Origin of the sequence: Methylovirgula ligni, assembly GCF_004135935.1 — a bacterium.
Lineage (GTDB): Bacteria > Pseudomonadota > Alphaproteobacteria > Rhizobiales > Beijerinckiaceae > Methylovirgula > Methylovirgula ligni.
This window is the reverse complement of record NZ_CP025086.1, coordinates 540,158-562,246: the sequence shown is the minus strand read 5'-3', so window position 1 is coordinate 562,246 and position 22,089 is coordinate 540,158. Positions and strand designations below refer to the sequence as shown.

The window sequence follows — 22,089 nt, the reverse complement described above, 5'->3', positions numbered from 1 at the left end:
GGTTCTTTTACTGGCCTCGATCGACGACGCTCGGCGCGTCCCGGCTGACCGCCGCGCTCAGCGGGACAAGCGCCAGCCCGCGTGACTGGGCGATGCGGGCGAAGCGGCCGATCTTCTCGAGACTCTCTGGCAAAGCGCTTGCCACGCCGATCGCGAGACCCTTGTCGCGGGCGATGGCTTCGAGCTTTACCAGGGTCGCGTCGATCCCGTCCGGGGCCGTGTCGAGAACGAGATCGGCTTTGACGGCGGGCACACCATCCTGCGCGGCGAGACTCGCCGTCAGGCTTTGCGGCGACGTACCATCATCGAGATATATAAGGCCGCGCTCGCCGATTTCCTGCAGCACGGGCGCGAAGCTCGCGGTATCGGCGGTGAATTTGGCGCCGAGGAAATTGCCGATGCCGACATAGCCGGAAAAGCGGCTCATCAGCCAGTGCAGATTGTCGGTGTTCTCGGCCGGGGTCGCAGTAGTCATCAGCGTATGCGGACCGGGATCGGTTTGCGGATAATCGACCGGTTCCATCGGCGCTTGCAGGATCACTTCGTGGCCGCGCGCGCGGGCCTGTGCCACGCTGGCGGCGAGGTCGCGTCCGTAGGGCGCGAAAGCGAAGGTCACGCCGCCGGGCAGGTTCTCGATGGCCGCGTCGGTGATCGGGCGGCTGAGCCCGAGGCCGCCGATGACGAGGACGATACGCGGCGCGCCGGCTTTGAGTGCGGAATTTGCCTCGACCGGCCGCGCATAGACATCGGCCGGGCGCGAACCGTCGTCGCCGACGCGCGGCAAAGGCCCGTAGCGGCTGCTTTCGACGAGTCTCGGATCCGGTGCGGATGCCAGTGCGAGACCATGCGCCTGCGGCACCTCGATGATCATCGAATCGGGCGCGGTGCCGCCATTGGCGCGGACGACCTTGACGCCGCTTTCGTATTCGACTTGCGCCGCGCTCTGAATGAAATCATGTGCCGTCGGCGCTGTTGCTGAGGTCATTTTCGGCGCGGGCGGTGGCGGGGCAGGCTGAGGCGTCGGCGCGACAATGGCGGCGACGGTCTGCGTGTCTATCGGGGGTGCGGCGAACTCGTGCCACAGAATAAGGCCGCCGATCGCGGCGCAACCCAGAAGCGCGGGCATCAACCAGCCGGGCCGGCGGCGCGCCGCGGTTTTGCGGTCGAGTCCTAGCGGCTTGTGGAGATCATCGCTCGGCATTGCTTCGCTTTTTCCGGCCGCAAGGTCGCGCGCAGTTTCTACTGCGAGCGCGAATCAGGGCCGCCCATCATACACAGGCGCGGATGGGGCAGGAACCGGCAGCGAAATCAAAAAGAAAAGTCCCGCAATCGGTGTGATTGCGGGACTTGATCTTGTCGTCGAAGGAGCGATCAGGGGCTCTTGCCGGCGCTCGGGTCAGGCGTTGCCGCCGGTTTGGCGGCGGGCGCCGCCGGCTTCGCCGGGGCTGGCGCGGGAGCCGGAGCAGGGGTCGGAGCAACCGACACACCCGGCGCGGGCGTCTCGGCAGAAGCCGCGTCGGCGCGCTTGATGCCCCGCAGCAAATCCTCGGCGGCGATCAGCTGCTTGTCGTTTTTCTCATCCGGCGGAACATAAGCCTGCGAGCCGAACTGCTCATGCGTGCCGTTCAGCAAGTGGCCCTTGAGCGAGGCTTCGCCCTTGGTTTCGTCGCGGCCCTTGAGATCGGCCGGGACGTCTTCCAGCACAATGATATCCGGCTCGATGCCCTGCGCCTGGATCGAACGGCCAGACGGCGTGTAGTAGCGCGCCGTGGTGAGCCGCAGCGCGCCGCTGTCCGAGCCGAGCGGGATGATGGTCTGCACCGAGCCCTTGCCGAAGGAGCGCGTGCCGATGATGGTCGCGCGTTTGTGATCCTGCAGCGCGCCGGCGACGATCTCCGACGCCGAGGCCGAGCCGCCATTGATCAGGACCACGAGCGGCTTGTCATGAGACAGATCGCCCGGCCGGGCGTTGTAGCGCATCGTCTCGTCGGCGTTGCGGCCGCGGGTCGAAACGATCTCGCCGTGGTCGACGAAAGCATTGACGACCGCGATCGACTGGTCGAGCAGGCCGCCCGGGTTGTTGCGCAAGTCGAGGATATAGCCCTTGAGCTTGTCGCCGGGGTCGGTCTGGAATTTCAGCAGCGCGTCGCGGACGCCGTCGGCGGTCTGCTCGTTGAACTGGGTGATGCGGATATAGCCGATATCGTCGCCCTCGGTCTTCGAGCGCACCGATTTGATCTGGATAACCGCGCGGGTCAGCTTGACGTCGCGGGCATCCTTCTTGGGGCCGCGCAGGATCTTGAGTGTCACCACCGTATTCGGCTCGCCGCGCATCTTGTCGACAGCCTGGTTCAGCGTCAGGCCGTCGACGGCCTGGCCGTCGATCGCCGCGATGATGTCGCCGGAGAGGATGCCGGCGTGAGAGGCCGGGGTGTCGTCGATCGGCGTCACGACTTTGATGAGGCCGTTTTCCTGCGTCACTTCAATGCCGAGACCGCCGAATTCGCCGCGGGTCTGCACCTGCATGTCGTTGAACGCTTTGGCGTCCATATAGCTGGAATGCGGATCGAGCGATGAGAGCATGCCGTTGATCGCCGCCTCGACGAGCTTCTCGTCGTCGGGCTTTTCGACATAATCGGTTCTGATCTTCTCGAAGACGTCGCCGAACAGGTTGAGGCTGCGATAGGTATCCGCCGCCGCCGCCGTGGCTGGCGTCGCACCGGGTATCAGAAAAGCCTGGGTACCAACCAAAGCCGTCGCCGCGCCGAGAGCAGCGCCGCACAACAAAAGCGAAATTTTGCGCATTATCCGCGAACCCTTTGCATGTCCGGCTTTGCCCACCATGGGCCCGGATCGATCGCCGCCCCGTCTTTCCGAAACTCGACATAGAGGATAGGTTCAGCCGCGCCAATGGCCATCGCCGCGGCAGTCTTGACCGACCCGTCACCCATATTCGCGACGGGCTCACCGGCGAGGACGAATTGTCCCGCCTCTACGTTAATTCTCTTCATTCCGGCCAAGACCACATAATAGCCTCCGCCGGCATTGATGATCAAGACTTGTCCAAAGCTCCGGTAAGGTCCCGAAAAGGCAACCCAACCGTCATAAGGCGCGGCGACAATGGCCCCGCGCCGTGTCGCCATCAACATTCCCTTTTCCGTACCGCCGACGCCATCCGGCGCACCAAAAGAGCGCAGAATCGTGCCTGCCGCAGGAAAAGGCAGCAAGCCCTTCGTATCCGCGAAGGCCATGGCGGGAGCAAGGCGGCCGGGGTCTTTGAACGGCGAAATAATCGTTTTTTGAACAGGCGGCACGGCGGCTTCGGCAAGTTTCCGCGCCGCCTCGGCTTTCGCGGCTTCCTCGGCGGCCTTTTTCGCCCCGGCGAGGTCTTCCTCCATCCGGGTGATGAGCTGTTTCATGCTCGTCGCCTGGCGGCCGAGGTCGGCGGCGCGCTGCTGCTCGGCGTCGAGCGCCTGCTCAGCGACACCGAGCGAAGCCTGCCGCGCCGAGACAAGAGCGGCAAGCGTTTGACGCTGCAGCTCAAGCTCCGCGTTCCTTTGCGCCAATTGCGTCTTTTCCGTCGCCACCGCGTCACGCAATTGCACGAGCGCCGAAAGGTCGCTCGCGAGCGCCTCGGTCTCGGCGCGCATCTGCGGCACGACGGCGCCGAGCAGCATCGAGGTGCGAATCGCCTGCAGCATGTCCTCTGGCGAGACGAGGAGCGCGGGCGGCGGCGTGCGGCCCATCCGTTGCAGCGAGGCGAGAACCTCGGCGATGACGTCGCGGCGGCTGGCGAGGGAACGGCGGATGGCGTCCTCGCGCCCCTTGAGGCTCGCGAGCCGCGCCTCGGCATCGCTCACCTTGGTTTCATTGTCCTGGATCTGCTGCGTGGTTTCGATCAAGGCTGCCGAGAGCCGGGCCCGATCGCCCCGCAGGTTCTCGACCTCCGCCTCGATCTTCTGCCGCTGCGCATCGGAGGCGCTGATCGTATCCTCGACGCCCTGCAATTCGGTCTTATGCGCCGATATGTCGTTCTCTTTACTGGTGATCGCAGGCGACGGCGACGCGGGCGCATTAGGTGCAGGTGCATGGGATATTTGCGCGGCGAGCGGCAGCGGCGCCAGCACGGCGAAGGCCAGTCCGAGCGGCGCGAGGCGCATGAGGCGGTGCTTGTCCCAATGGACGGGCGCGTTGGGCGGCGTCACGAATCACAGCTATTGAAGCGGCAATGGCCGAAGTATGGCGCGACAGGCCCTTCAACAAAATCCGCGGCCGCGAATAGCGTCAATTCCGGTGATAAGGGTGGCCTGAAAGGATAGTCGTTGCGCGATAAATCTGTTCGGCGGCGAGCGCCCGGGCCAATTGATGCGGCCAGGTCATGGCGCCGAAGGCGAGGACAAGCCGCGCCTCCGCCCGGAAGGCGGGATCGAGCCCGTCCGGTCCGCCGAGGACGAGGCCGAGCGTCGCGGCGCCATTATCCCGCGCGGTGCCAAGTTGGGTGGCGAAATCGGTGCTGGTGATCGCTTTACCCGTTTCGTCGCAGGCGATGACATGCGCATCGGTGCCGAGTGCGGCGCGGATCGTTTTCGCCTCTTCGAGCTTGCGATCCTGCGTCCGCCGGGCGCGGCTTTCGTCGATCTCGCGCAATTCGATGGGCTGGATGCCGATGCTGCGGCCGATCGCCGCCGCCCGCAAAAGATAACGCGCGACGAGATCGCGCTCGGGGCCGGGCTTTGCCCGTCCGACGGAAATCAGGAGCAAACGCACCGGACCAAGCCTCCGGCCGAGCCGGCATTGCACAAAAAAACAGGCTCTGCGCGCCGCAATGACTCGCGCGCCGATCGACAGGCGGAAACTGTGGCTCTCAGCCGGCCTGGCCTGCGCCCGGCCGGTCTTGCCCCCACATTTTTTCCAGGTTGTAGAATTGCCGCACTTCGGGCCGGAAGAGATGGACGATGGCATCGCCGGCGTCCACCAACACCCAGTCGCAGTTTGACAATCCTTCGACGCGCGGCGCTACGACGCCCAATTCCTTGAGCGCCTTCATGACACGCTCCGCCGCGGCGCCAACATGCGTGTTGGAGCGGCCGGTCGCGATGATCATGGTATCGGCGAGCGCAGTCTTGCCATTGAGATCGATGCAGACAATTTCCTCAACCTTGGCATCTTCCAGACACCGCAGCACAGTCTGCACCAGCACGCCGGGTTGGGATTCAACGGATTCCCGCACCGGAGGGAACGGTAATGCTACCGTTTCACGGGCAATTGTCGAAACCAGTGGCTCGATCCTTTCCTAGCGCGTTCGGAGAACACGCAATTCTAAAATGGAGCGAATCAGCTTTTTTTTCAATCCGTACCTGTGCGAATTGGCCCCTTGCATCGCAGCACGTGCTCCGTATAAGGCCGCTAGGTGTCTTGTCTGCAACAGGTCACATTGCGGCAAGGCGCGATAGGATATCCGCGAGGCGGCATGCGTCAGCATCGGGGAGGGGGTTGATGGCAGGGATCGAGGCGAAACAGGGCCAGGATATCGAATTGCGGCGCCCGCTGTCGCCGCATCTTTCCATTTACCGGCCGATGCTGACCATGGTGATGTCGATCGCCCATCGAATTTCGGGCATCGCGCTTTACGTCGGCACGCTCTTTCTCGTCTGGTATCTGCTCGCCGCCGCCACCGGCGCGGGCTTCACCTTTGCCAGCTGGTTCTTCGGCTCTTTTATCGGCCAGCTCGTTCTCTTCGGCTTCGCTTTCGCGCTGCTGCTGCATTTCTTCGGCGGTATCCGCCACCTGATCTGGGATGCCGGCTACGGCTTCGACAAGGAATGGCGCGAATATCTCGCCGTCGGCACCTTGGCCGCGAGCGTGGTCACGACGCTCATCATCTTCATCGCAGCCCATCTGGGCTAGGGCCTCCGATGCGACGGGATAAAGCATGACGCACGATCCTTCCTCCATCCGCAGCTCGGCCGGCAGAGTCAGGTTTCTCGGCGCCGCCAGAACCGGCACCGGCGATCTCTGGCTGATGCGGGTTACGACTGCCGCCCTGGTGCCGCTTGCCATCGCTTTCATCTGGATTGTGCTGCGCCTCGTGGGAAAAACCCATGTGGCCGATGTGCGGGACGAATTCGCGCATCCCTGCACGGCGATCTTTCTGCTGCTCTTCATCCTTGCCAGCATCGTGCATATGCGCGTGGGGATGCAGTCGATCCTCGACGATTACATCCATGCGCCCCGCGCCAAGGAATGGGCCATGATCGGCAATACTCTGTTCTCGATCGGCTTCGGCGTCGCGGCGATTTTCGCTGTGCTCAAACTGAGCCTCTTTTGAGATCGAACCGGCATTCGCTGGAGAAGGTGAAAAGGTATGGCGGCTGAAGGCTTCGGCACGGCACCCGGCATCAACGGGAAAGCTTATCCGATCGTCGATCATGTTTTCGATGTCGTCGTCATCGGCGCCGGCGGCGCGGGCCTGCGCGCCATCGTCGGCTGTGCGGAGGCGGGGCTGCGCACCGCCGCGATCACCAAGGTCTTCCCGACCCGCTCGCATACCGTCGCAGCCCAGGGCGGCGTTGCCGCCTCGCTCGCCAATATGGGGCCGGACAATTGGAAATGGCACATGTACGACACCGTGAAAGGGTCGGACTGGCTCGGCGATCAGGATTCGATCGAATATATGGTGCGCCATGCGCCCGCCGCGGTCTATGAGCTGGAGCATTGGGGCGTGCCGTTTTCGCGCACCGAAGACGGGCGCATCTATCAGCGCCCCTTCGGCGGCATGACCACGGATTTCGGCAAAGGGCCGCCGGCGCAGCGTACGTGCGCCGCCGCCGATCGCACCGGCCATGCGCTGCTGCACACGCTCTACGGTCAGGCTTTGCGCCATTCGGCTGAATTCTTCATCGAATATTTCGCCATCGACCTCATCATGGAAAATGGCCGCTGTTGCGGCGTCATCTGTCTCAAGCTCGACGATGGGACGATCCACCGCTTTCGCTCGCAACTCGTAATGCTCGCTACCGGCGGTTACGGCCGGGCCTATTTCTCCGCCACCTCTGCGCATACCTGCACTGGCGACGGCAATGCGATGATTCTGCGCGCCGGCCTGCCGCTGCAGGACATGGAATTCGTGCAGTTCCATCCGACCGGCATCTACGGCGCCGGCTGCCTCATCACCGAGGGCGCGCGCGGCGAAGGCGGCTACCTGACCAATGGCGAAGGCGAGCGCTTCATGGAGCGTTACGCGCCGTCGGTGAAGGATCTCGCGCCGCGCGACATGGTTTCGCGCGCCATGACGATGGAAATCCGCGAGGGCCGCGGCGTTGGCCGCAACAAGGATCATATCTATCTGCACCTCGATCATCTCGATCCCAAGGTGCTGCACGAGCGTCTGCCCGGCATTTCCGAGAGCGCGCGGATTTTCGCCGGCGTCGATCTCACCAAGGAGCCGATCCCGGTGTTGCCGACGGTTCACTACAACATGGGCGGTATCCAGACGAATTTTCACAGCGAAGTGGTCGTCAAGAAGGGCGATGATCCGGATGTCGTCGTTCCCGGCCTGATGGCGATCGGCGAGGCGGCTTGCGTTTCCGTCCACGGCGCCAACAGGCTCGGCTCCAATTCGCTGATCGATCTCATCGTCTTCGGCCGCTCGGCGGCGGCGCGCGCGGCCGAGGTCGTCGTGCCCGGCGCCAAGCAGGCCGAACTTGCGGCGGATTCCGCCGACCAGGCGCTGACGCGGCTTGACCATTTCCGCTATGCCAGCGGCAGCACCCCGACGGCCGAACTGCGGCTGCGGATGCAGAAGGTCATGCAGAACAATTGCGCCGTCTATCGGACCGGCGAGACGCTGATCGAAGGCTCGAAACTCATCCACGAGGTCTGGGCGGCGCGCGACGATATTCGCGTTTCCGACCGCTCGCTCGTCTGGAATTCCGATCTTGTCGAGACGCTCGAATTCGACAATCTCATTGTCCAAGCCGTCGTCACGATGGATGGCGCCGCCAACAGGACCGAATCGCGCGGCGCCCATGCGCGCGAGGATTACCCGGAGCGCGACGACACGAACTGGATGAAGCACACTTTGGCTTCGATCGATCCGGAGAAGCGCACCGTCAGCATCGATTACCGGCCGGTGCATAGCTACACGATGACCAATGAGATCGCCTATATTGAGCCCAAGGCGCGCGTGTATTGAGCGATTGATGTAGAGGAAGATTATGGTTCAGCTTACCCTTCCCAAGAACTCGACAATCAGCAAGGGCAAGACCTGGCCGAAGCCCGAGGGCGCGGTCAATCTGCGCGAGTTCCACATCTATCGCTGGAACCCGGACGACAATCTCAATCCGCGAGTGGACACCTATTTCGTCAATGTTGACGATTGCGGACCGATGGTTCTCGACGCGATCATCTGGATCAAGAACAAGGTCGATCCGACGCTGACCTTCCGCCGCTCCTGCCGCGAGGGCGTTTGCGGCTCCTGCGCGATGAACATCGACGGCACCAACACGCTCGCCTGCACCAGGTCGATGACCGAGGTGAAGGGCGCCATCGCGATCTATCCGTTGCCGCATATGAGCGTCGTCAAGGACCTCGTGCCGGACCTCACCAATTTCTATGCGCAGCATGCTTCGGTGCAGCCCTGGCTGCAGACGATCACGCCGGCGCCGGAGAAGGAATGGCGCCAGACGCCGTCCGACCGCGCCAAGCTCGATGGCCTCTATGAGTGCATCCTGTGCGCCTGCTGCTCGACCTCATGCCCAAGCTATTGGTGGAACAGCGACCGTTATCTCGGTCCGGCGGTTTTGCTTCAGGCCTATCGCTGGATCAGCGATTCGCGCGACGAGGCGACGGGTGAGCGGCTCGACAATGTCGAAGATCCGTTCCGGCTCTATCGCTGCCATACGATCATGAATTGCGCCAAGGCGTGCCCGAAGGGCCTCAATCCCGCCAAGGCCATCGCCGACATCAAGGATCTGATGATCGAGCGGCAGCTTTAATCCAGCCGTCATTGCGAGACGCGCAGCGGCGAAGCAATCCAGCTAGATTCCTGGATTGCTTCGCTTCGCTCGCAATGACGTTGCCGTAAAAGCCCCGCTTATGCTGCCGTGCTGAGGCCTAAATCTTTGCGCCTAGCTGCGGGCGATGACTTCGCAATGGCCACGATCTGCCTTGCTTGCCGCTGCGGTGACGCTTCTGTGTTCCGCCGCGTCTGCAACAGAAAAGCCCGTGCCGGCGCTCGATCCGCTGATCGCGCGCTACGCGCATCGTCATGGCGTGCCGGAGCATCTCGTGCGCCGCGTCATCGCCAAGGAGAGCGGCTATAATTCTGCGGCACTCAATCGTCGCTTCTACGGGCTGATGCAGATCACGTATGTCACCGCGCGCGGCATGGGTTATCGCGGTGCGCCGGCGGGCCTGCTCGATCCCGAAGTCAATCTCACCTATGGCGTGCCCTATCTCGCCAATGCCTATCGTCTTTCCAACGGCAACGAGGCGCGGGCTCTACAGCTTTATTCATCGGGCTTTTATTATCTCGCCAAGCACCGCCATATGCTCGGCGTGATGCGCACCGCTGACTCGCCGTCTTTGGAGGCGCCGAAGCCCGTCAAATCCGCATCGCCTTGATCAAATCGGAATCTGCCGGCCGATCTCCACCACCTGTTCCGGCGGCAATTGCAGGAAGTCGCTGAGATGGGCGGCATTGCGGTCCAGCGCCGCGAAGATCGCCTCCTGCCAGCGCGGCATTGCCGATTTGCGGTTCTTGCTCGGCACCACAGTTTCCGTGCCGATGAAATAAACCACATCGGAGAGATCGATCCGCGGGTCTTTGGCGTGGAGGGCCAGCGCCAGGGCAGGCACGTTCGGCCGCTGCATGAAGCCGTAATGCGCGACGGCGCGCCAGAAGCCCGGCCAGACCTCTTCAAGCGTAACACGCTCGGCCTTGCCGACATAGGCCCGCTGCTCCATGACGACGCTGACAGCGATGACCTGCCGATGCAGACTGCGGCAGGTCCGCACATACCAGGCGACGATGGGCGGCGTCGCGCTCTGTGCCCGCGTCAGGAAGACGGCGGTGCCGGGCACGCGGACGATATTCCGGCTTTGCAGATTGGCGCAAAAATCTTTGAGTGGCGTTGTTATGGCCGCGATCTTCCAGCCGACCGCCTGTATGCCCCGGTGCCAGATATACATCACGCCATAGACGAGCGCCGCGAGCGCCAGCGGCACATAGCCGCCTTCGGCGAGCTTGGTCATATTGGCGAGGAAGAAGCTCAGATCGACAATAAAGAAGCAGCCTGCGACAGCACCGGCGGCGGCGAGGCTCCAGCCCCAGATTTCGCGCATGGCTATGAAGAGCAGTACGGTCGTCATCAGCATCGTCGCCGAGACGGCGATGCCATAGGCCGATGCGAGATTGTCGGATTTCCTGAAGGCGAGCGCGAGGCCGATCGTCGCCACCATCAAAATCCAGTTCACCGCGCCGACATAGATCTGGCCGAAACCCTCTTTCGACGTCTGGGTGATCTTGAGCCGCGGCAGCCAGCCGAGATTGATCGCCTGCCGCGTCATCGAAAAAGCGCCGGAAATGATCGACTGGCTGGCGATGATCGTCGCGGCCGTGGCGAGGACGATGAACGGCATCAGCAATGGGTGCGGGCAGAGCTGGTAGAAAATATTGCCCTCGGTCGCACCGCCCGCCGCGACCAGCGCGGCCTGCCCGGCGTAGTTCAGGATCAGGCTCGGGAAGACGACGACATACCAGGCGAGGCGGATCGGCCCGGCGCCGAAATGGCCCATGTCGGCGTAGAGTGCCTCGGCCCCGGTCACGCAGAGGAAGACGGCGCCGAGCACCAGAAACGAAACCCAGCCGCCATGAATGAGGAAGCTTGCCGCATAGGTCGGGCTCAAGGCGACGAGGACTGCGGGGTGGCGTGCCAGTGACATGAGGCCGAGCACGGCGATCGCGACGAACCAGAGCAGCATCACGGGGCCGAAGGCGCGGCCGATTTTGGCGGTGCCGAGCGGCTGCGCGGCGAAGAGCCCGATGAGGATCACGACCGTCAGCGGCAGGATAAAATTATGCAGTTGGGGCGCGGCGATCTGCAAGCCTTCGAGAGCAGAAAGGACCGAGATTGCCGGGGTGATCGCGCCGTCGCCATAGATCAGCGCCGCGCCGAAGAGGCCGACCGCAACGATGAGCGGGCGCTGCCGCCGCTTGATGCCGAGCAGCGACATCAACGCCAATATGCCGCCCTCGCCGTCGTTGTCGACGCGCATGGCGAAGGACACATATTTGATCGAGGTGACGATGATCAGCGTCCAGATCAGCAGCGAGAGGACGCCGAGCACGTGCTGCTGGCTCGCGCCGCCGGTCACGTCCAGCACCGTCTTCAACGTATAGAGCGGGCTCGTGCCGATATCGCCGAACACAACGCCGAGCGCGGCAAGGCCGATGCCGGCGAGGCTCCGGCTGGTTTGGCTGGCAGGGCGATTTGGATCGGCGCTTTTGTCTTGGGGCACGGCAAGGTCTCCGATTGCGGCCCGATTCGCCGATGCGGATGGCATCTTCATAACGGCGGCGGCGGAATAAGGCGATTCCGCGAATCTTTGAACGCCTTTACTCTCCGGGCGGCCTCGTGTATCTGGTCGGCGCAATGAGCCCCGGTGCTGCCGTTGCAGGTCGCGCCGGGGTTTTTCTTTTGTTTTCCGGAGAATTAGTCGCGCCATGGCGAATGTGGTGGTGGTCGGCGCTCAATGGGGCGACGAAGGCAAGGGCAAGATCGTCGACTGGCTATCGCTCGAGGCGGATGTCGTCGTCCGCTTCCAAGGTGGTCACAATGCCGGCCACACGCTCGTCATCGGTGACCAGACCTACAAGCTCGCCCTGTTGCCGTCGGGCATCGTGCGTCCCGGCAAGCTCTCGGTCATCGGCAATGGCGTGGTGCTCGATCCGCATCATCTCGTCGCCGAGATTGCCAAGCTCGAATCGCAGGGCGTCGGCATCTCCCCCAACAATCTCAAGATCGCGGAAAACGTCACGCTGATCCTGTCGCTTCACCGCGATCTCGATGCCTTCCGCGAATCGGCGATCACCGAAGGGGTGAAGATCGGCACGACGAAGCGCGGCATCGGCCCCGCTTATGAGGATAAGGTTGGACGCCGGGCGCTGCGGCTGATGGACCTCGCCGACCCGGATACGCTCGACGAGAAGATCGCCCGGCTGTTGGCGCATCACACGCCGCTGCGGGCGGGCCTCGGCATGCCGGCGGTTTCAGCCGCGGCGGTGCGGGACGAACTCTTGTCCGTGGCGGCGAAAGTCCTGCCGTTCATGGACGCGACCTGGGATCTTCTCGAAACCTATCGCCGCGACGGGCGTCGCATTCTGTTCGAGGGCGCGCAGGGCGCGATGCTCGATGTCGATCACGGCACTTATCCGTTCGTCACCTCGTCGAACACGGTGGCCGCCAATGCGGCCACGGGCTCGGGCCTCGGCGCGAAGGCCATCGGCTATGTGCTTGGCATTGCCAAGGCCTATACGACCCGCGTCGGCGGTGGTCCGTTTCCGACCGAATTGCACGACGAGATCGGGCAGTTCCTGGGCGATCGCGGCCACGAATATGGCGTCAATACCGGGCGGCGCCGGCGCTGCGGCTGGTTCGATGCCGTGCTGGTGCGCCAGGCGGTGAAGACCTGCGGCATCGACGGGATCGCCCTGACCAAACTCGACATTCTTGACGGCCTCGAAGAGATCAAGGTCTGCGTCGGCTATAATCTCGATGGCGAACGGCTCGACCGGATGCCGGCGGCGCAGGCGATCCAGCAGCGGCTGGAGCCGATCTATGAATCGATTCCCGGCTGGCAGGAGACGACGGCGGGGGCGCGTTCCTGGGCCGATCTGCCGGCGCAGGCGATCAAATATGTGCGCCGGATCGAGGAATTGATCGAAGCGCCGGTGGCGTTGCTCTCGACGAGTCCCGAGCGCGAAGACACAATTCTGGTTCATAATCCTTTTCAGGATCGTTAGAGTTCGCCCCGTGGAATTCGCCCGGCGGCGCCGCAATGGTGCATTCCGTGCCGTGGTTTTGCCCTAGATCGAGTGTGGTCTGAAGAGACATGGCTGATTATTACCCCTTGCTGGCCAAAGCCGTCGCTGGCCTGCCGAATTCGACGCCCGAAACACGCCGGGCAGTGTATGAGCGGGCGCGCAAGGCGTTGCTGGGCCAGCTTCAGAGTTTGCAGCCGCCGGTGCCGGAAGCCGATCTGCGCCGCGAAAGCGAGGCGCTCGACGCCGCCGTCGCGCGGATCGAGAGCGAATTGAGCGGGGGCGCCCAACCCGTGCAGCCACAGCCACAACCGCAACGCCCCGTGACAGCGAAACCCGCCGTCCCTCCGCGCCCCGCGCCGCCGCTGCGTCAGCCAGTTTCCCCGCAGGCGCCGGCGCAGCCGGCCACACCGCGCCGGCCGAATGGCGCCACCGTCTTGGGGGACGAGCCCCCCGCGCCGCCGAGCGCTCGCGGCCAGAACGGCCCCACGCCGGTTACGCCCAATCCGGCAAGCGAGCCGCCGCCCACAGCGCCGCAGCAACCTGTTCCGCCGCGCGAGCCGCGCGTGGAACCGCCGCGCGCCCGGCCTTCCGCGGCCGCGCGTCCGGCCGCGCCGCAGCCGGATTTGGAGGATGCGCCGCAGAACCATCGATTGTGGATCGTCGTCGGCGTTGTCGTTGTTCTGGTGGCGCTGGTCGCGGTCGCGGCCTGGAAATTGCGCGACCGGCCTGATCAATTCGCGGCATTCAAACCGCATCCGCAGACAACCGCTGACGCCAACGACAAGAGCACCCAGCGCGCCGACGGCTCGGCCCCGGCCACGCCGACCGTTGCTGACACGACGGCCCCGACCCCGGCGGTGCCGGCTCCGGCCGCAGAATCGGCCCCTGCCGCTGCGGCAAAACCGGCCGACGCCAACAATCCCGTCCCCGTCGCCTACCGGGCGGCACTGCTGGTCGAGGCGCCCGACGAGCCGAATAAGATAAAGACCTATGTCGGCACGGTGATCTGGAAGACGGAGAATGTCAGCAACGGGCCCGGGCAACCGCTGGCGAGCGCCGTGCATGGTGACATCGATGTCCCGGACGACAAGTTGAAGGCCACGATCGATATTCAGAAGAACAACGACCCGAGCCTGTCGGCGTCGCACACGATCACTGTTGTTTTCTCGATCGTGCCCGATAGCCCAACAGGGGGCGTCAAGGAAATCAGCCTGCCGCAGTTACGCAACGAGGATAGTCCGAGCGGCGAGGCGCTGAAGGGAATCGTGGTGCCGATCATGGACAATTCCTTCCTGGTCGGGCTCACGCGCGGCGATGCCGAGGCGCACAACGCCGATCTTCTGAAGAAGCTCGAATGGATCGACATTCCGATCATGCTGAACAACGGCCGTATCGCGAAGCTCACATTTGAAAAAAACACTTCGGGAACGCGGGCGATCAACGATGCTTTCGCCTCCTGGCAGACTCCGCAATAAGGCGTGCGCACGTCTTCGTGTGGCGAAATTCGCGCTCTGCCACATTGACGGCATGAGGACGTGACAAATTGCAAGCGACTGCCGCAAAACGGCGCATGACGAAACCCGGAATTAGCAAAATTCTATTGAAGAATGGCGTGATCCAAATAGCTTGCTAAAACGAATCGGGTTTTTTCAAATTCGTGCCGTTGCGCCGATTTTAAAGTTTGCAGGCCGCTCCGGCGGCAGCCATTGCGAAAGAGAGATCCATGCTCGGAAAGCACACTCTTCTTCTCGGCCTGTTCGCACTTTTCCCATTTGGCGTTGCGGCGCAGTCCGCGGGTAACGATGCAGTGAAGGCGGCTGAGCCACCGGCCGCGAGCGCCGCGATTGTCGCGCCGACGACTGAAGAGCGCGTTTTCGACATTACGCGCGACGGCAATAAAATCGGCACGCAGATCGTCGATATTACGCGCGATGGCGATGAGACGACGGTGAAATTCAAGACCCATATCGAGGTCGAGATCATGTTCGTCGTCGTGCATCGCTTCGACCATATCGCGACAGAAATATGGAATGGCGGAAAGTTTGTCTCCTATAAGGCCTTCACCAAGGAAAACAGCGACGTAAACAAGCTGACGGCTGTGGCCAAGGGCGACAAGATCGCACTCACGGTGAATGGTGAAGAAAAGGACGTCGACGGCAATCTCGTCTTTGCGAGCTTCTGGAAACCGGATTTCGTTGGCCAGAAGGCCTTGCTGCACCCGGATACGGGGCACGAACTCGCAGTCGAAGTCGCGGATCTGGGTGACGATACAATCACGCTGAAGGACGGTAGCTCCGTAAAAGCGCGCCATTACAAGATCAGCGGCGATATTGAGCGCGATCTCTGGTTCGATGGCGACAATCTCATCCGGATCAAGCTTTTCGGCTCCGATCATTCGACGATTGTGTCCGAACTCACTTCGGCCAAAACGAACTGATTTATCCGGGCGAGCCTCGGGCGTTTTTCCTGCTTACGCGCTCAAGCATTTCCTAAATACGACGCCAATCCCGGCCATGGCGTAGCATCGGCTTGCCGCGCCTGCGCGGCTTTGGGTTATGACCCGACCGACAAGCCCACGGTTTTTCTTGCAGATTCGTGCTTGAGATTTATTGCGCAGCGGCATCGCACGCGGGCGCATATGCTGTCGCGCAGCATGAGAGAGGTCCAGCAAGAGATCGGGAAAGCCTCCCGAAAGCGATCGGGAAGAAGTCCCGTGGCTTTCCCCCGCATCTCGTCCTTTATTTCCCCGCCAATAAAAAAGCGAAGCCGCTTCGATCTTCAGTCCCCAAAGACCTCGGTCCCCAAGGCCCTCAAGTCTCCAAGACTTTGGAATCGAATGACAAAATTAGCTTTCGCACTAGGGTAAGGATGGCCGCCAGGCCCTCACAAGCTCAACTTCTCGACATTTTCGGCCGCGCCCTTGGCGCGTTTGCCCACCGTTCCGCTTGCGCATCTGTGCGCGGCAGACCGGTGCCGAAAATATGCAGTCTGCATGGGAGGAAAGTAGCATGAGACTTCGCAAAGTAATGCCTATCTGTTTGGGGCTGTTAGGCGCATGGGTGTATTCAGGCGCCTATGCTGACGGCACCAACTGGAATGACCGCGACCAGAACTATTGGACGGAACCGGGCGCTGACAATCAGCTCACCCGCCACAGCGACCTGAAGCAGATCACCACGCATAACGTTAAGCATCTGCAGCTCGCCTGGGATCAATCGACCGGCGCCCTGCGCGGTCACGAAGGTCAGCCTCTCGTGATCGACATCGACGGCACGCCGATCATGTACATCTTCAGCGCGTGGCCGAACATCGTTCAGGCGCTCGACCTCTCCGATCCGGACAATCCGAAGGAGATCTGGAACTACGTCAAGAAGACCGATCGTGATGAATCGGCTGTTCCGCGCGCCTGCTGCGACACCGTCAACCGCGGTGGTGCTTATGGCGATGGCAAGATCGTCTACCTCACCCTCGACGGCTGGCTGATCGCCCTCGACGCGAAGACCGGCAAAGAGGCCTGGGTCGTCAAGAACAACTATCCGGACAAGGGTGAAGACGGCACGCCGGCTCCGCTCATTGCCGATGGCAAGGTCTTCGTCGGCTTCGGCGGTGATGAATTCGCCGCTCGCGGCGCCTTCTCGGCCTATGATCTCGCGACCGGCAAGGTTGTCTGGCACAAGTACAGCACCGGTTCGGATGATGACGTCGGCATCACTGCAGACACCAACAAGGACAATCTGCGGCACGCCAACACGGCTGGCGACCTCGGCATCCACACCTTCCCCGAAGACAACAATTATAAAGTCGGCGGCGGTGCGGCCTGGGGCTGGTACAGCTTTGATCCGGAACTGCACTACGTCTACTACTCGACCGGCAACCCCGGCCTGTGGAGCCCTGGCTATCGCTGCGGCGAGAAGCCTTTGACTCAGGCTGGCTGTAACTCCGGCAAGTGGGACAACAAGTGGTCGATGACCATTTTCGCCCGCAAGGCGGACACCGGCGAAGCGGTCTGGGCTTTCCAGATCACCCCCTTCGACCAGTGGGACTATGACGGCATCAACGAGAACTATCTCGTCGATTTCCCGAACGTCGATGGCAAGGCTGTCAAGGGCCTTGTGCACTTCGACCGCAACGGCTTCGCCTTTGTGCTCGATCGTGTCACGGGCAAGCTGCTGCGCGCCCACAAGTATGTGACGGCGAACTGGGCCGAGAAGTACGACTTCTCGACTGATCGCCCGATCAAGGTGCCGGAGCATTCGCCGCTCGAAGTCGGCCGCAATACCCAGGCTTGCCCGTCGGCGATGGGCGGCAAGGATCAGCAGCCGGGCTCGGTCGATCCGAGTGATCCGACCAAGTTCTATATGCCGACCAATAACTGGTGCATGGAAGACAACCCGCAGACCCGGGCCTACCAGCAGCAGGGCACGGTCTATGTGTTCGCCAACGTCTATATGTATCCTGAGAAGCCCGGCGTGACCGGCCGTCTCAAGAAGTTCGACGTGCTGACGGGCAAGGCCGATTGGGACATCCCGGATCCGTATCCGAACTGGGGTGGCACGGTGAACACCGCCGGTGGTCTCGTGTTCTACGGCAGCTTGGGCGGTGACTTCCGCGCCGTCGATCGCGACACGGGCGAAATCCTGTGGCAGCGCAAGCTCGGCTCGGGCATCATCGGCAACCCGATCACCTATGAGGTCAAGGGCAAGCAGTATGTGTCCGTGCTCTCCGGTATCGGCGGCTGGATTGGTCTGCCCGTCACCGCCGGCCTCGACCTGAGCGACAAGTTCGGTGCGATCGGCGCGACGGCCATGACCAAGGCCACTGGCCTTGCCATGATCCCGCAGGGCGGCATGCTCTCGACCTTCCGCGTCTATCAGTAAGAAGCGGTCAGGTATAAACACAGATGGCGCCCGGTCCTCTTGGCTCGGGCGCCATTTCTTTTGCAGTGCGAAGTCAGGTCCCGTCGCGGCGTGCAATCTTTCGCGAGCCCGCTTGAAAGCGGACGCGACATGCCAGATTTGAGAGGGGATCGTTCCGGCGCTAAATTGCGCACGCTTGTCTGCGCGATGTTCGCTCCGCATGTATCGCCAAAAGGATATATCGCCCAAGATGAAACCCTATCCCCGGACCGCTCGGCTGACGTTTTGTCTCGCCTCGATCGCCGCCTGCCTGTTCGCCGTCTCGGCTGTCGCGGCCACCCAGGACGAACAGGCGCGGCAGGACCACGCGGTCGCTGTGGCGCTCAGCAAGATCGACGCGCTGCAGCCGCTGACCGCCGGTGACCGTGCAGCGCTGAAAGGCGCCGCCCGCCGGCGGACGCTTCAATCCCTGCGCATTTGCGGCGATCCCGGCAATCTGCCGTTCTCGAACGACCGGCTTGAAGGGTATGAGAACAAGATCGCCGAAATCCTCGCCAAGGCGATGGATACGCACACCGAGTATTATTGGCGGCCCTATATCGATCGCGGCATGTTGCGCGAGACCTATGGCAACGATCAATGCGATGTGCTGATGGACTTGCCCCTTGGCTTCGAAGGCGTTTTGCTGACCGAGCCGCTCTACAAGACGACCTTCGTCCTCGCCTCGCGGGCCGATCGCAATTACCATTTCAAGAGCCTGGAAGACCCCGCGCTCGCCAAGCTCAGGATCGGGGTCTATCAGACCTCGGCCATCCGCCAGGTCTTCCATGAACATGGCATGGACAAGAGCCTCGATATCCACACGGTCAGCCATGACTCCGACATCAACCCGAAGGACGCGCCGATCTATCAGGTTCAGCAAGTGCTGGATGGCTCGCTCGACGTCGCTGCGGTGTGGGGACCATTTGCCGGTTATTACAAGGCCGTGAAAAAGGCGCCGATCACGATCCAGGCGGTCAATCTGATGGAAGATCAGATTCCGCTTGAATTCGAATTGGCGTTTGGCGTGCCGACCACCGACCGTATTCTCAAATATAAGATCGACCTGGCGCTCGAAGACAACAAGGCGGAGATCGAGAAAGTTCTGCGCGATTATGGCGTGCCGCTTGTCCAATGCAGCGAGTGCGTTGTTCAAGGCGACCTGCCGGCGCACGGCGAATATGCCGCGCTGCCGCCGACGCCGGCGGCGGAGCTGAAATCGTCCGTGACGATCAAGCAGCTTGAGTCCTGGCTCGCGGCGGGTGCCGATGTGAACGAGGAGTTCAGCAACGCGGTCACCGCCGGTTCGATCGATCGCGTCACCTTCCTGCTCAGCAAAGGCGCCGATCCGAACAAACCGGACGATCAAGGCGAGCTACCGCTGGTCAATGCGGTGCAGGCGCAGAATATGGATCTCGTCAAATTGCTTCTCGATCATGGCGCCAAGATCAATGCGCATGACGCGAATGGCATGACGGCCCTGCTCGAGGCCGTGATTCAGGACAATACCGCGACGATCAAGCTACTCGCCAGCCGCGGCGCCGATCTCGACGCGCGCACGTCGGATCAAGCGACCCCGCTTGCCCTGGCGATCGTCGAAAACAAGATGCAAGCGGCCTTGGCGCTGATCGACGTCGGCGCGCCGGTCAACACGCCGAGCGGCGAACTCGGGCTGACGCCGTTGATGGTGGCAGCCGGGCGGCAGGGGACGGAGCTGTCGCTCCAGGCCGGCCTGCACGAAGTCGAGAATCTGTCGACCGATCCGCGTTACCCTGGGCCGCTGCAAATCGCCCGCGCCTTGATCGCCCACAAAGCGGACTTGAATGCGGTGAACAAATCGGGCGTCACCGCGTTGATGCTTGCGGCTGCGCATAATAACCCGCCGATCGTCGGCCTGCTGTTGCAGTCGGGCGCCGATCCCTCCAAGCGTTCGCCCGACAAGAAAACTGCCCTCGATTTCGCCGTCGAGAACGGCAACGATTCCGTCATCAGCCTGATCCGGCTCATTCAGCAGTCAGGCGGCAAGTAGGTGGCGAGTAGTTGGCAAGTGGTTGAACTCAGGCAAGGTTCAGGTGCCGTGCCGGGCGGTGCCCGGGCTCTGGCGGATTTGGGCCATGTTTGACGGGAAGATCGGGAAAAGCAGCGCTTGACGTTTGCAAGTGGCTGGCGGAAAAGGCCAACCTCCGCAGGACGATCCGTCCGGCGATCTGGAATTTTGTTGGAAGAAGTCCTGCCGCGCGGGATAGAGGAGGGGTTATGGTCGTCAGAGGTGCAGTGAAAATTGCTTTGAGCCTGGGTTTGGCCTTCGGCGTCATGTTCGCCCTGGGCGCGCGGGCGGACCAGGATAACAACAGTGCTCCGGTCCCGCTAGCGGAGGGGTCGAAGCTCGGCACCCTCGTAAACCCCTATCAGGCCAAAGAGGACGCGCACGATCAGGCGCTCGCCGACGAAGGCCACAAGCTGTTCGGCAATTATGGCTGCCCGGGCTGTCACGGCTTCGGCGGCGGCGGCGGCATGTGCCCGCCGATCACCAACGGCGTCTGGATCTACGGCGACAAGGACGACACGCTCTTCCGTCTCGTTTCGCTTGGCTCGGCGGAACTCCAGTCGAAGTATGGCCTGACGCGTCAGGCGACGGAAAATATCGTCGCGCCGATGCCCTCGATGGGCACCGTGATTCCGAAGGCTGACGACCTCTGGAAGATCATCTCCTGGATCAAGATCCAAGCCTACACGAACGTGAAGAATAACCCCCAATAAGCGCGGCTTACGCGTATCGGTGGTTCGTCTGCGCCATAAGGCGCGGCGGCGAGAGCGGGATAAGTCCCGCTCTCCAATTGTTGAATGTGGCGGAGACGCGGGTGGAGCATGCGGAATTGAAGGCCGCGTTTCGGCGCGCGTTGCGTATTTGCAGCCGATCGATGCTCATGCCGGCGGCAGGCTTAGTGCTTTTCATTGGCGGCGTCGTGCCCGACGTGGCGCAGCCGGCCCCCGCGACACCGGCCGCGCAAGCGCCGTCCCTCAACGTCGACATCCTCTATCTCGGCCGCCAATATAACGAACCGCCGCCCTTGTCGCTGCTCGACAAGATCGTCACCGACGAAGGCATCCAGGGCGCCCGCATCGCTTTGCAGGAAGACGCGCTCACCGGCCGTTTCGTGAACCAGACCTATCATCTCAGCGAGATGATCCTGCCGCTCGAAGACGACTTCAAGGCCAAGGCGCGCGCCGCACTGGCGACCCACAAGCTTGTCATCGCCGATCTCGAAAAGGATGACCTTCTGGCCCTGGCCGATATGCCGGAAGCGAAGAACGCCATCATCTTCGATATTCGCACCAGCGACGACAGCCTCCGGCAGGAGGACTGCCGGGCGAACGTCTTTCATTTTCTGCCGAGCCGGGCGATGCGGACCGATGCCCTGGCGCAATATCTCGTCTGGAAGCGCTGGACGAACTGGCTGCTCGTCTCCGGCAAGCACCCGGACGATCTCGCCTATGCCGAAGCGGTCAAGCGCTCGGCGCGGAAATTCGGCGCCAAGATCGTGGACGAGCGTTTCTATACCTATGCCGCCGGTTCGCGCCGTACCGACACCGGCCATCAGCAGGTACAGCAGCAATTGCCGCTCGTCACCCAGAACGCGCCGCCGTACGACGTGGTCTTCGTGGCTGACGAGAGTGAAGTCTTCGGCGAATATATGCCCTATCGCACCTGGGATCCGCGCCCGGTCGTCGGCACTGCGGGGCTGATCGCGGTCGCCTGGCATCGCTCCTTCGAAGAATATGGCGGCACGCAATTGCAGAACCGCTTCGAGCGCGAGGTCGGCCGGATCATGACCGAGCGCGATTATTCCGCCTGGCTTGGCATCCGCGCCTTTGGCGAGGCGGTTCTGCGCTCGAACATGGTTCAGCCGGCCGCCTTGCGCGCCTATCTGCTGTCAGACCGTTTCGGCGTCGCCGGCTACAAGGATGAGAGCCTGAATTTCCGACCCTGGGATTTGCAATTGCGCCAGCCGGTCATTCTGGCGAGCGCGCGCGATCTTGTCTCGGTGTCGCCGCAAGAAGGCTTCCTCAATCCGAATTATCTGACCGATACGCTCGGCTTCGACAAGCCGGAAAGCAAATGCCATCTTCAGTGAGAGTGAAACCCGG

Annotated in this window: 18 protein-coding genes; 12 read left to right on the top strand and 6 right to left on the bottom strand. The window is 62.5% G+C overall.

Annotated features, from left to right (window positions below):
- Window positions 1-7: 7 nt before the first annotated feature.
- The 5 genes from CWB41_RS02630 to rsfS all read right to left on the bottom strand — a co-directional run bounded on the left by CWB41_RS02630 (window position 8) and on the right by rsfS (window position 5,230).
- Complete coding sequence (locus CWB41_RS02630) at window positions 8-1,201, bottom strand: divergent polysaccharide deacetylase family protein (RefSeq protein WP_115835550.1); 1,194 nt, start codon at window positions 1,199-1,201, stop codon at window positions 8-10.
- Between the two features lie 170 nt (window positions 1,202-1,371).
- The gene (locus CWB41_RS02625) at window positions 1,372-2,805 is read right to left on the bottom strand and encodes a S41 family peptidase (protein WP_165203942.1); all 1,434 of its coding nucleotides are present in this window, start codon (window positions 2,803-2,805) and stop codon (window positions 1,372-1,374) included.
- Window positions 2,805-4,205, bottom strand: coding sequence for a murein hydrolase activator EnvC family protein (locus tag CWB41_RS02620; RefSeq protein WP_245411174.1), 1,401 nt, complete (start codon window positions 4,203-4,205; stop codon window positions 2,805-2,807). The genes CWB41_RS02625 and CWB41_RS02620 overlap by 1 nt, the downstream gene beginning before the upstream one ends.
- Before the next feature lie 79 nt (window positions 4,206-4,284).
- Window positions 4,285-4,767, bottom strand: a complete 483-nt coding sequence (gene rlmH, locus CWB41_RS02615; RefSeq protein WP_115835551.1) for a 23S rRNA (pseudouridine(1915)-N(3))-methyltransferase RlmH — start codon at window positions 4,765-4,767, stop codon at window positions 4,285-4,287.
- Window positions 4,768-4,864: 97 nt separating this feature from the next.
- A complete protein-coding gene (gene rsfS, locus CWB41_RS02610; protein ID WP_115835552.1) occupies window positions 4,865-5,230 on the bottom strand; it encodes a ribosome silencing factor in 366 nt (121 codons plus the stop codon).
- Between the two features lie 266 nt (window positions 5,231-5,496).
- Here rsfS and sdhC point away from each other — a divergent pair, with 266 nt between their 5' ends.
- From sdhC to CWB41_RS02585, 5 genes are all read left to right on the top strand, one after another.
- On the top strand, window positions 5,497-5,907 hold the full coding sequence (gene sdhC, locus CWB41_RS02605) for a succinate dehydrogenase, cytochrome b556 subunit (protein ID WP_115835553.1): 411 nt from the start codon (window positions 5,497-5,499) through the stop codon (window positions 5,905-5,907).
- Between the two features lie 25 nt (window positions 5,908-5,932).
- Window positions 5,933-6,328 carry a succinate dehydrogenase, hydrophobic membrane anchor protein gene (sdhD, locus tag CWB41_RS02600; RefSeq protein WP_115835554.1) on the top strand — a complete coding sequence of 132 codons (396 nt, stop codon included), beginning with the start codon at window positions 5,933-5,935 and terminating at the stop codon, window positions 6,326-6,328.
- 36 nt (window positions 6,329-6,364) lie between these two features.
- Window positions 6,365-8,194: a succinate dehydrogenase flavoprotein subunit gene (gene sdhA / locus CWB41_RS02595; protein WP_115835555.1), complete on the top strand. Its 1,830-nt coding sequence runs from the start codon at window positions 6,365-6,367 to the stop codon at window positions 8,192-8,194.
- A 22-nt stretch (window positions 8,195-8,216) separates the two neighbouring features.
- Window positions 8,217-8,996, top strand: coding sequence for a succinate dehydrogenase iron-sulfur subunit (locus CWB41_RS02590; protein ID WP_115835556.1), 780 nt, complete (start codon window positions 8,217-8,219; stop codon window positions 8,994-8,996).
- A 145-nt stretch (window positions 8,997-9,141) separates the two neighbouring features.
- On the top strand, window positions 9,142-9,624 hold the full coding sequence (locus tag CWB41_RS02585; RefSeq protein WP_115835557.1) for a transglycosylase SLT domain-containing protein: 483 nt from the start codon (window positions 9,142-9,144) through the stop codon (window positions 9,622-9,624).
- Here the strand turns inward: CWB41_RS02585 and CWB41_RS02580 are convergent, their stop codons facing one another.
- The gene (locus CWB41_RS02580) at window positions 9,625-11,520 is read right to left on the bottom strand and encodes a potassium transporter Kup (protein WP_245411175.1); all 1,896 of its coding nucleotides are present in this window, start codon (window positions 11,518-11,520) and stop codon (window positions 9,625-9,627) included.
- Window positions 11,521-11,725: 205 nt separating this feature from the next.
- On the opposite strand from CWB41_RS02580, the gene CWB41_RS02575 reads away from it, so the two are divergent.
- The 7 genes from CWB41_RS02575 to CWB41_RS02545 all read left to right on the top strand — a co-directional run bounded on the left by CWB41_RS02575 (window position 11,726) and on the right by CWB41_RS02545 (window position 22,076).
- A complete protein-coding gene (locus CWB41_RS02575; protein WP_115835558.1) occupies window positions 11,726-13,024 on the top strand; it encodes an adenylosuccinate synthase in 1,299 nt (432 codons plus the stop codon).
- Between the two features lie 89 nt (window positions 13,025-13,113).
- Entirely contained in the window at window positions 13,114-14,520 is a 1,407-nt protein-coding gene (locus tag CWB41_RS02570; RefSeq protein WP_115835559.1) for a hypothetical protein, read from the top strand.
- 248 nt (window positions 14,521-14,768) lie between these two features.
- Window positions 14,769-15,482 (top strand): DUF6134 family protein, encoded by a 714-nt coding sequence (locus tag CWB41_RS02565; RefSeq protein WP_129396381.1) that lies wholly within the window; start codon window positions 14,769-14,771, stop codon window positions 15,480-15,482.
- 622 nt (window positions 15,483-16,104) lie between these two features.
- Window positions 16,105-17,922 carry a PQQ-dependent dehydrogenase, methanol/ethanol family gene (locus CWB41_RS02560; protein ID WP_245411176.1) on the top strand — a complete coding sequence of 606 codons (1,818 nt, stop codon included), beginning with the start codon at window positions 16,105-16,107 and terminating at the stop codon, window positions 17,920-17,922.
- Between the two features lie 229 nt (window positions 17,923-18,151).
- Entirely contained in the window at window positions 18,152-19,969 is a 1,818-nt protein-coding gene (locus tag CWB41_RS02555; protein WP_165203939.1) for a quinoprotein dehydrogenase-associated putative ABC transporter substrate-binding protein, read from the top strand.
- A gap of 257 nt (window positions 19,970-20,226) precedes the next feature.
- Window positions 20,227-20,700, top strand: coding sequence for a c-type cytochrome (locus CWB41_RS02550; protein ID WP_245441059.1), 474 nt, complete (start codon window positions 20,227-20,229; stop codon window positions 20,698-20,700).
- A 167-nt stretch (window positions 20,701-20,867) separates the two neighbouring features.
- On the top strand, window positions 20,868-22,076 hold the full coding sequence (locus CWB41_RS02545; RefSeq protein WP_115836314.1) for an ABC transporter substrate-binding protein: 1,209 nt from the start codon (window positions 20,868-20,870) through the stop codon (window positions 22,074-22,076).
- The last annotated feature ends 13 nt before the right edge of the window (window positions 22,077-22,089 follow it).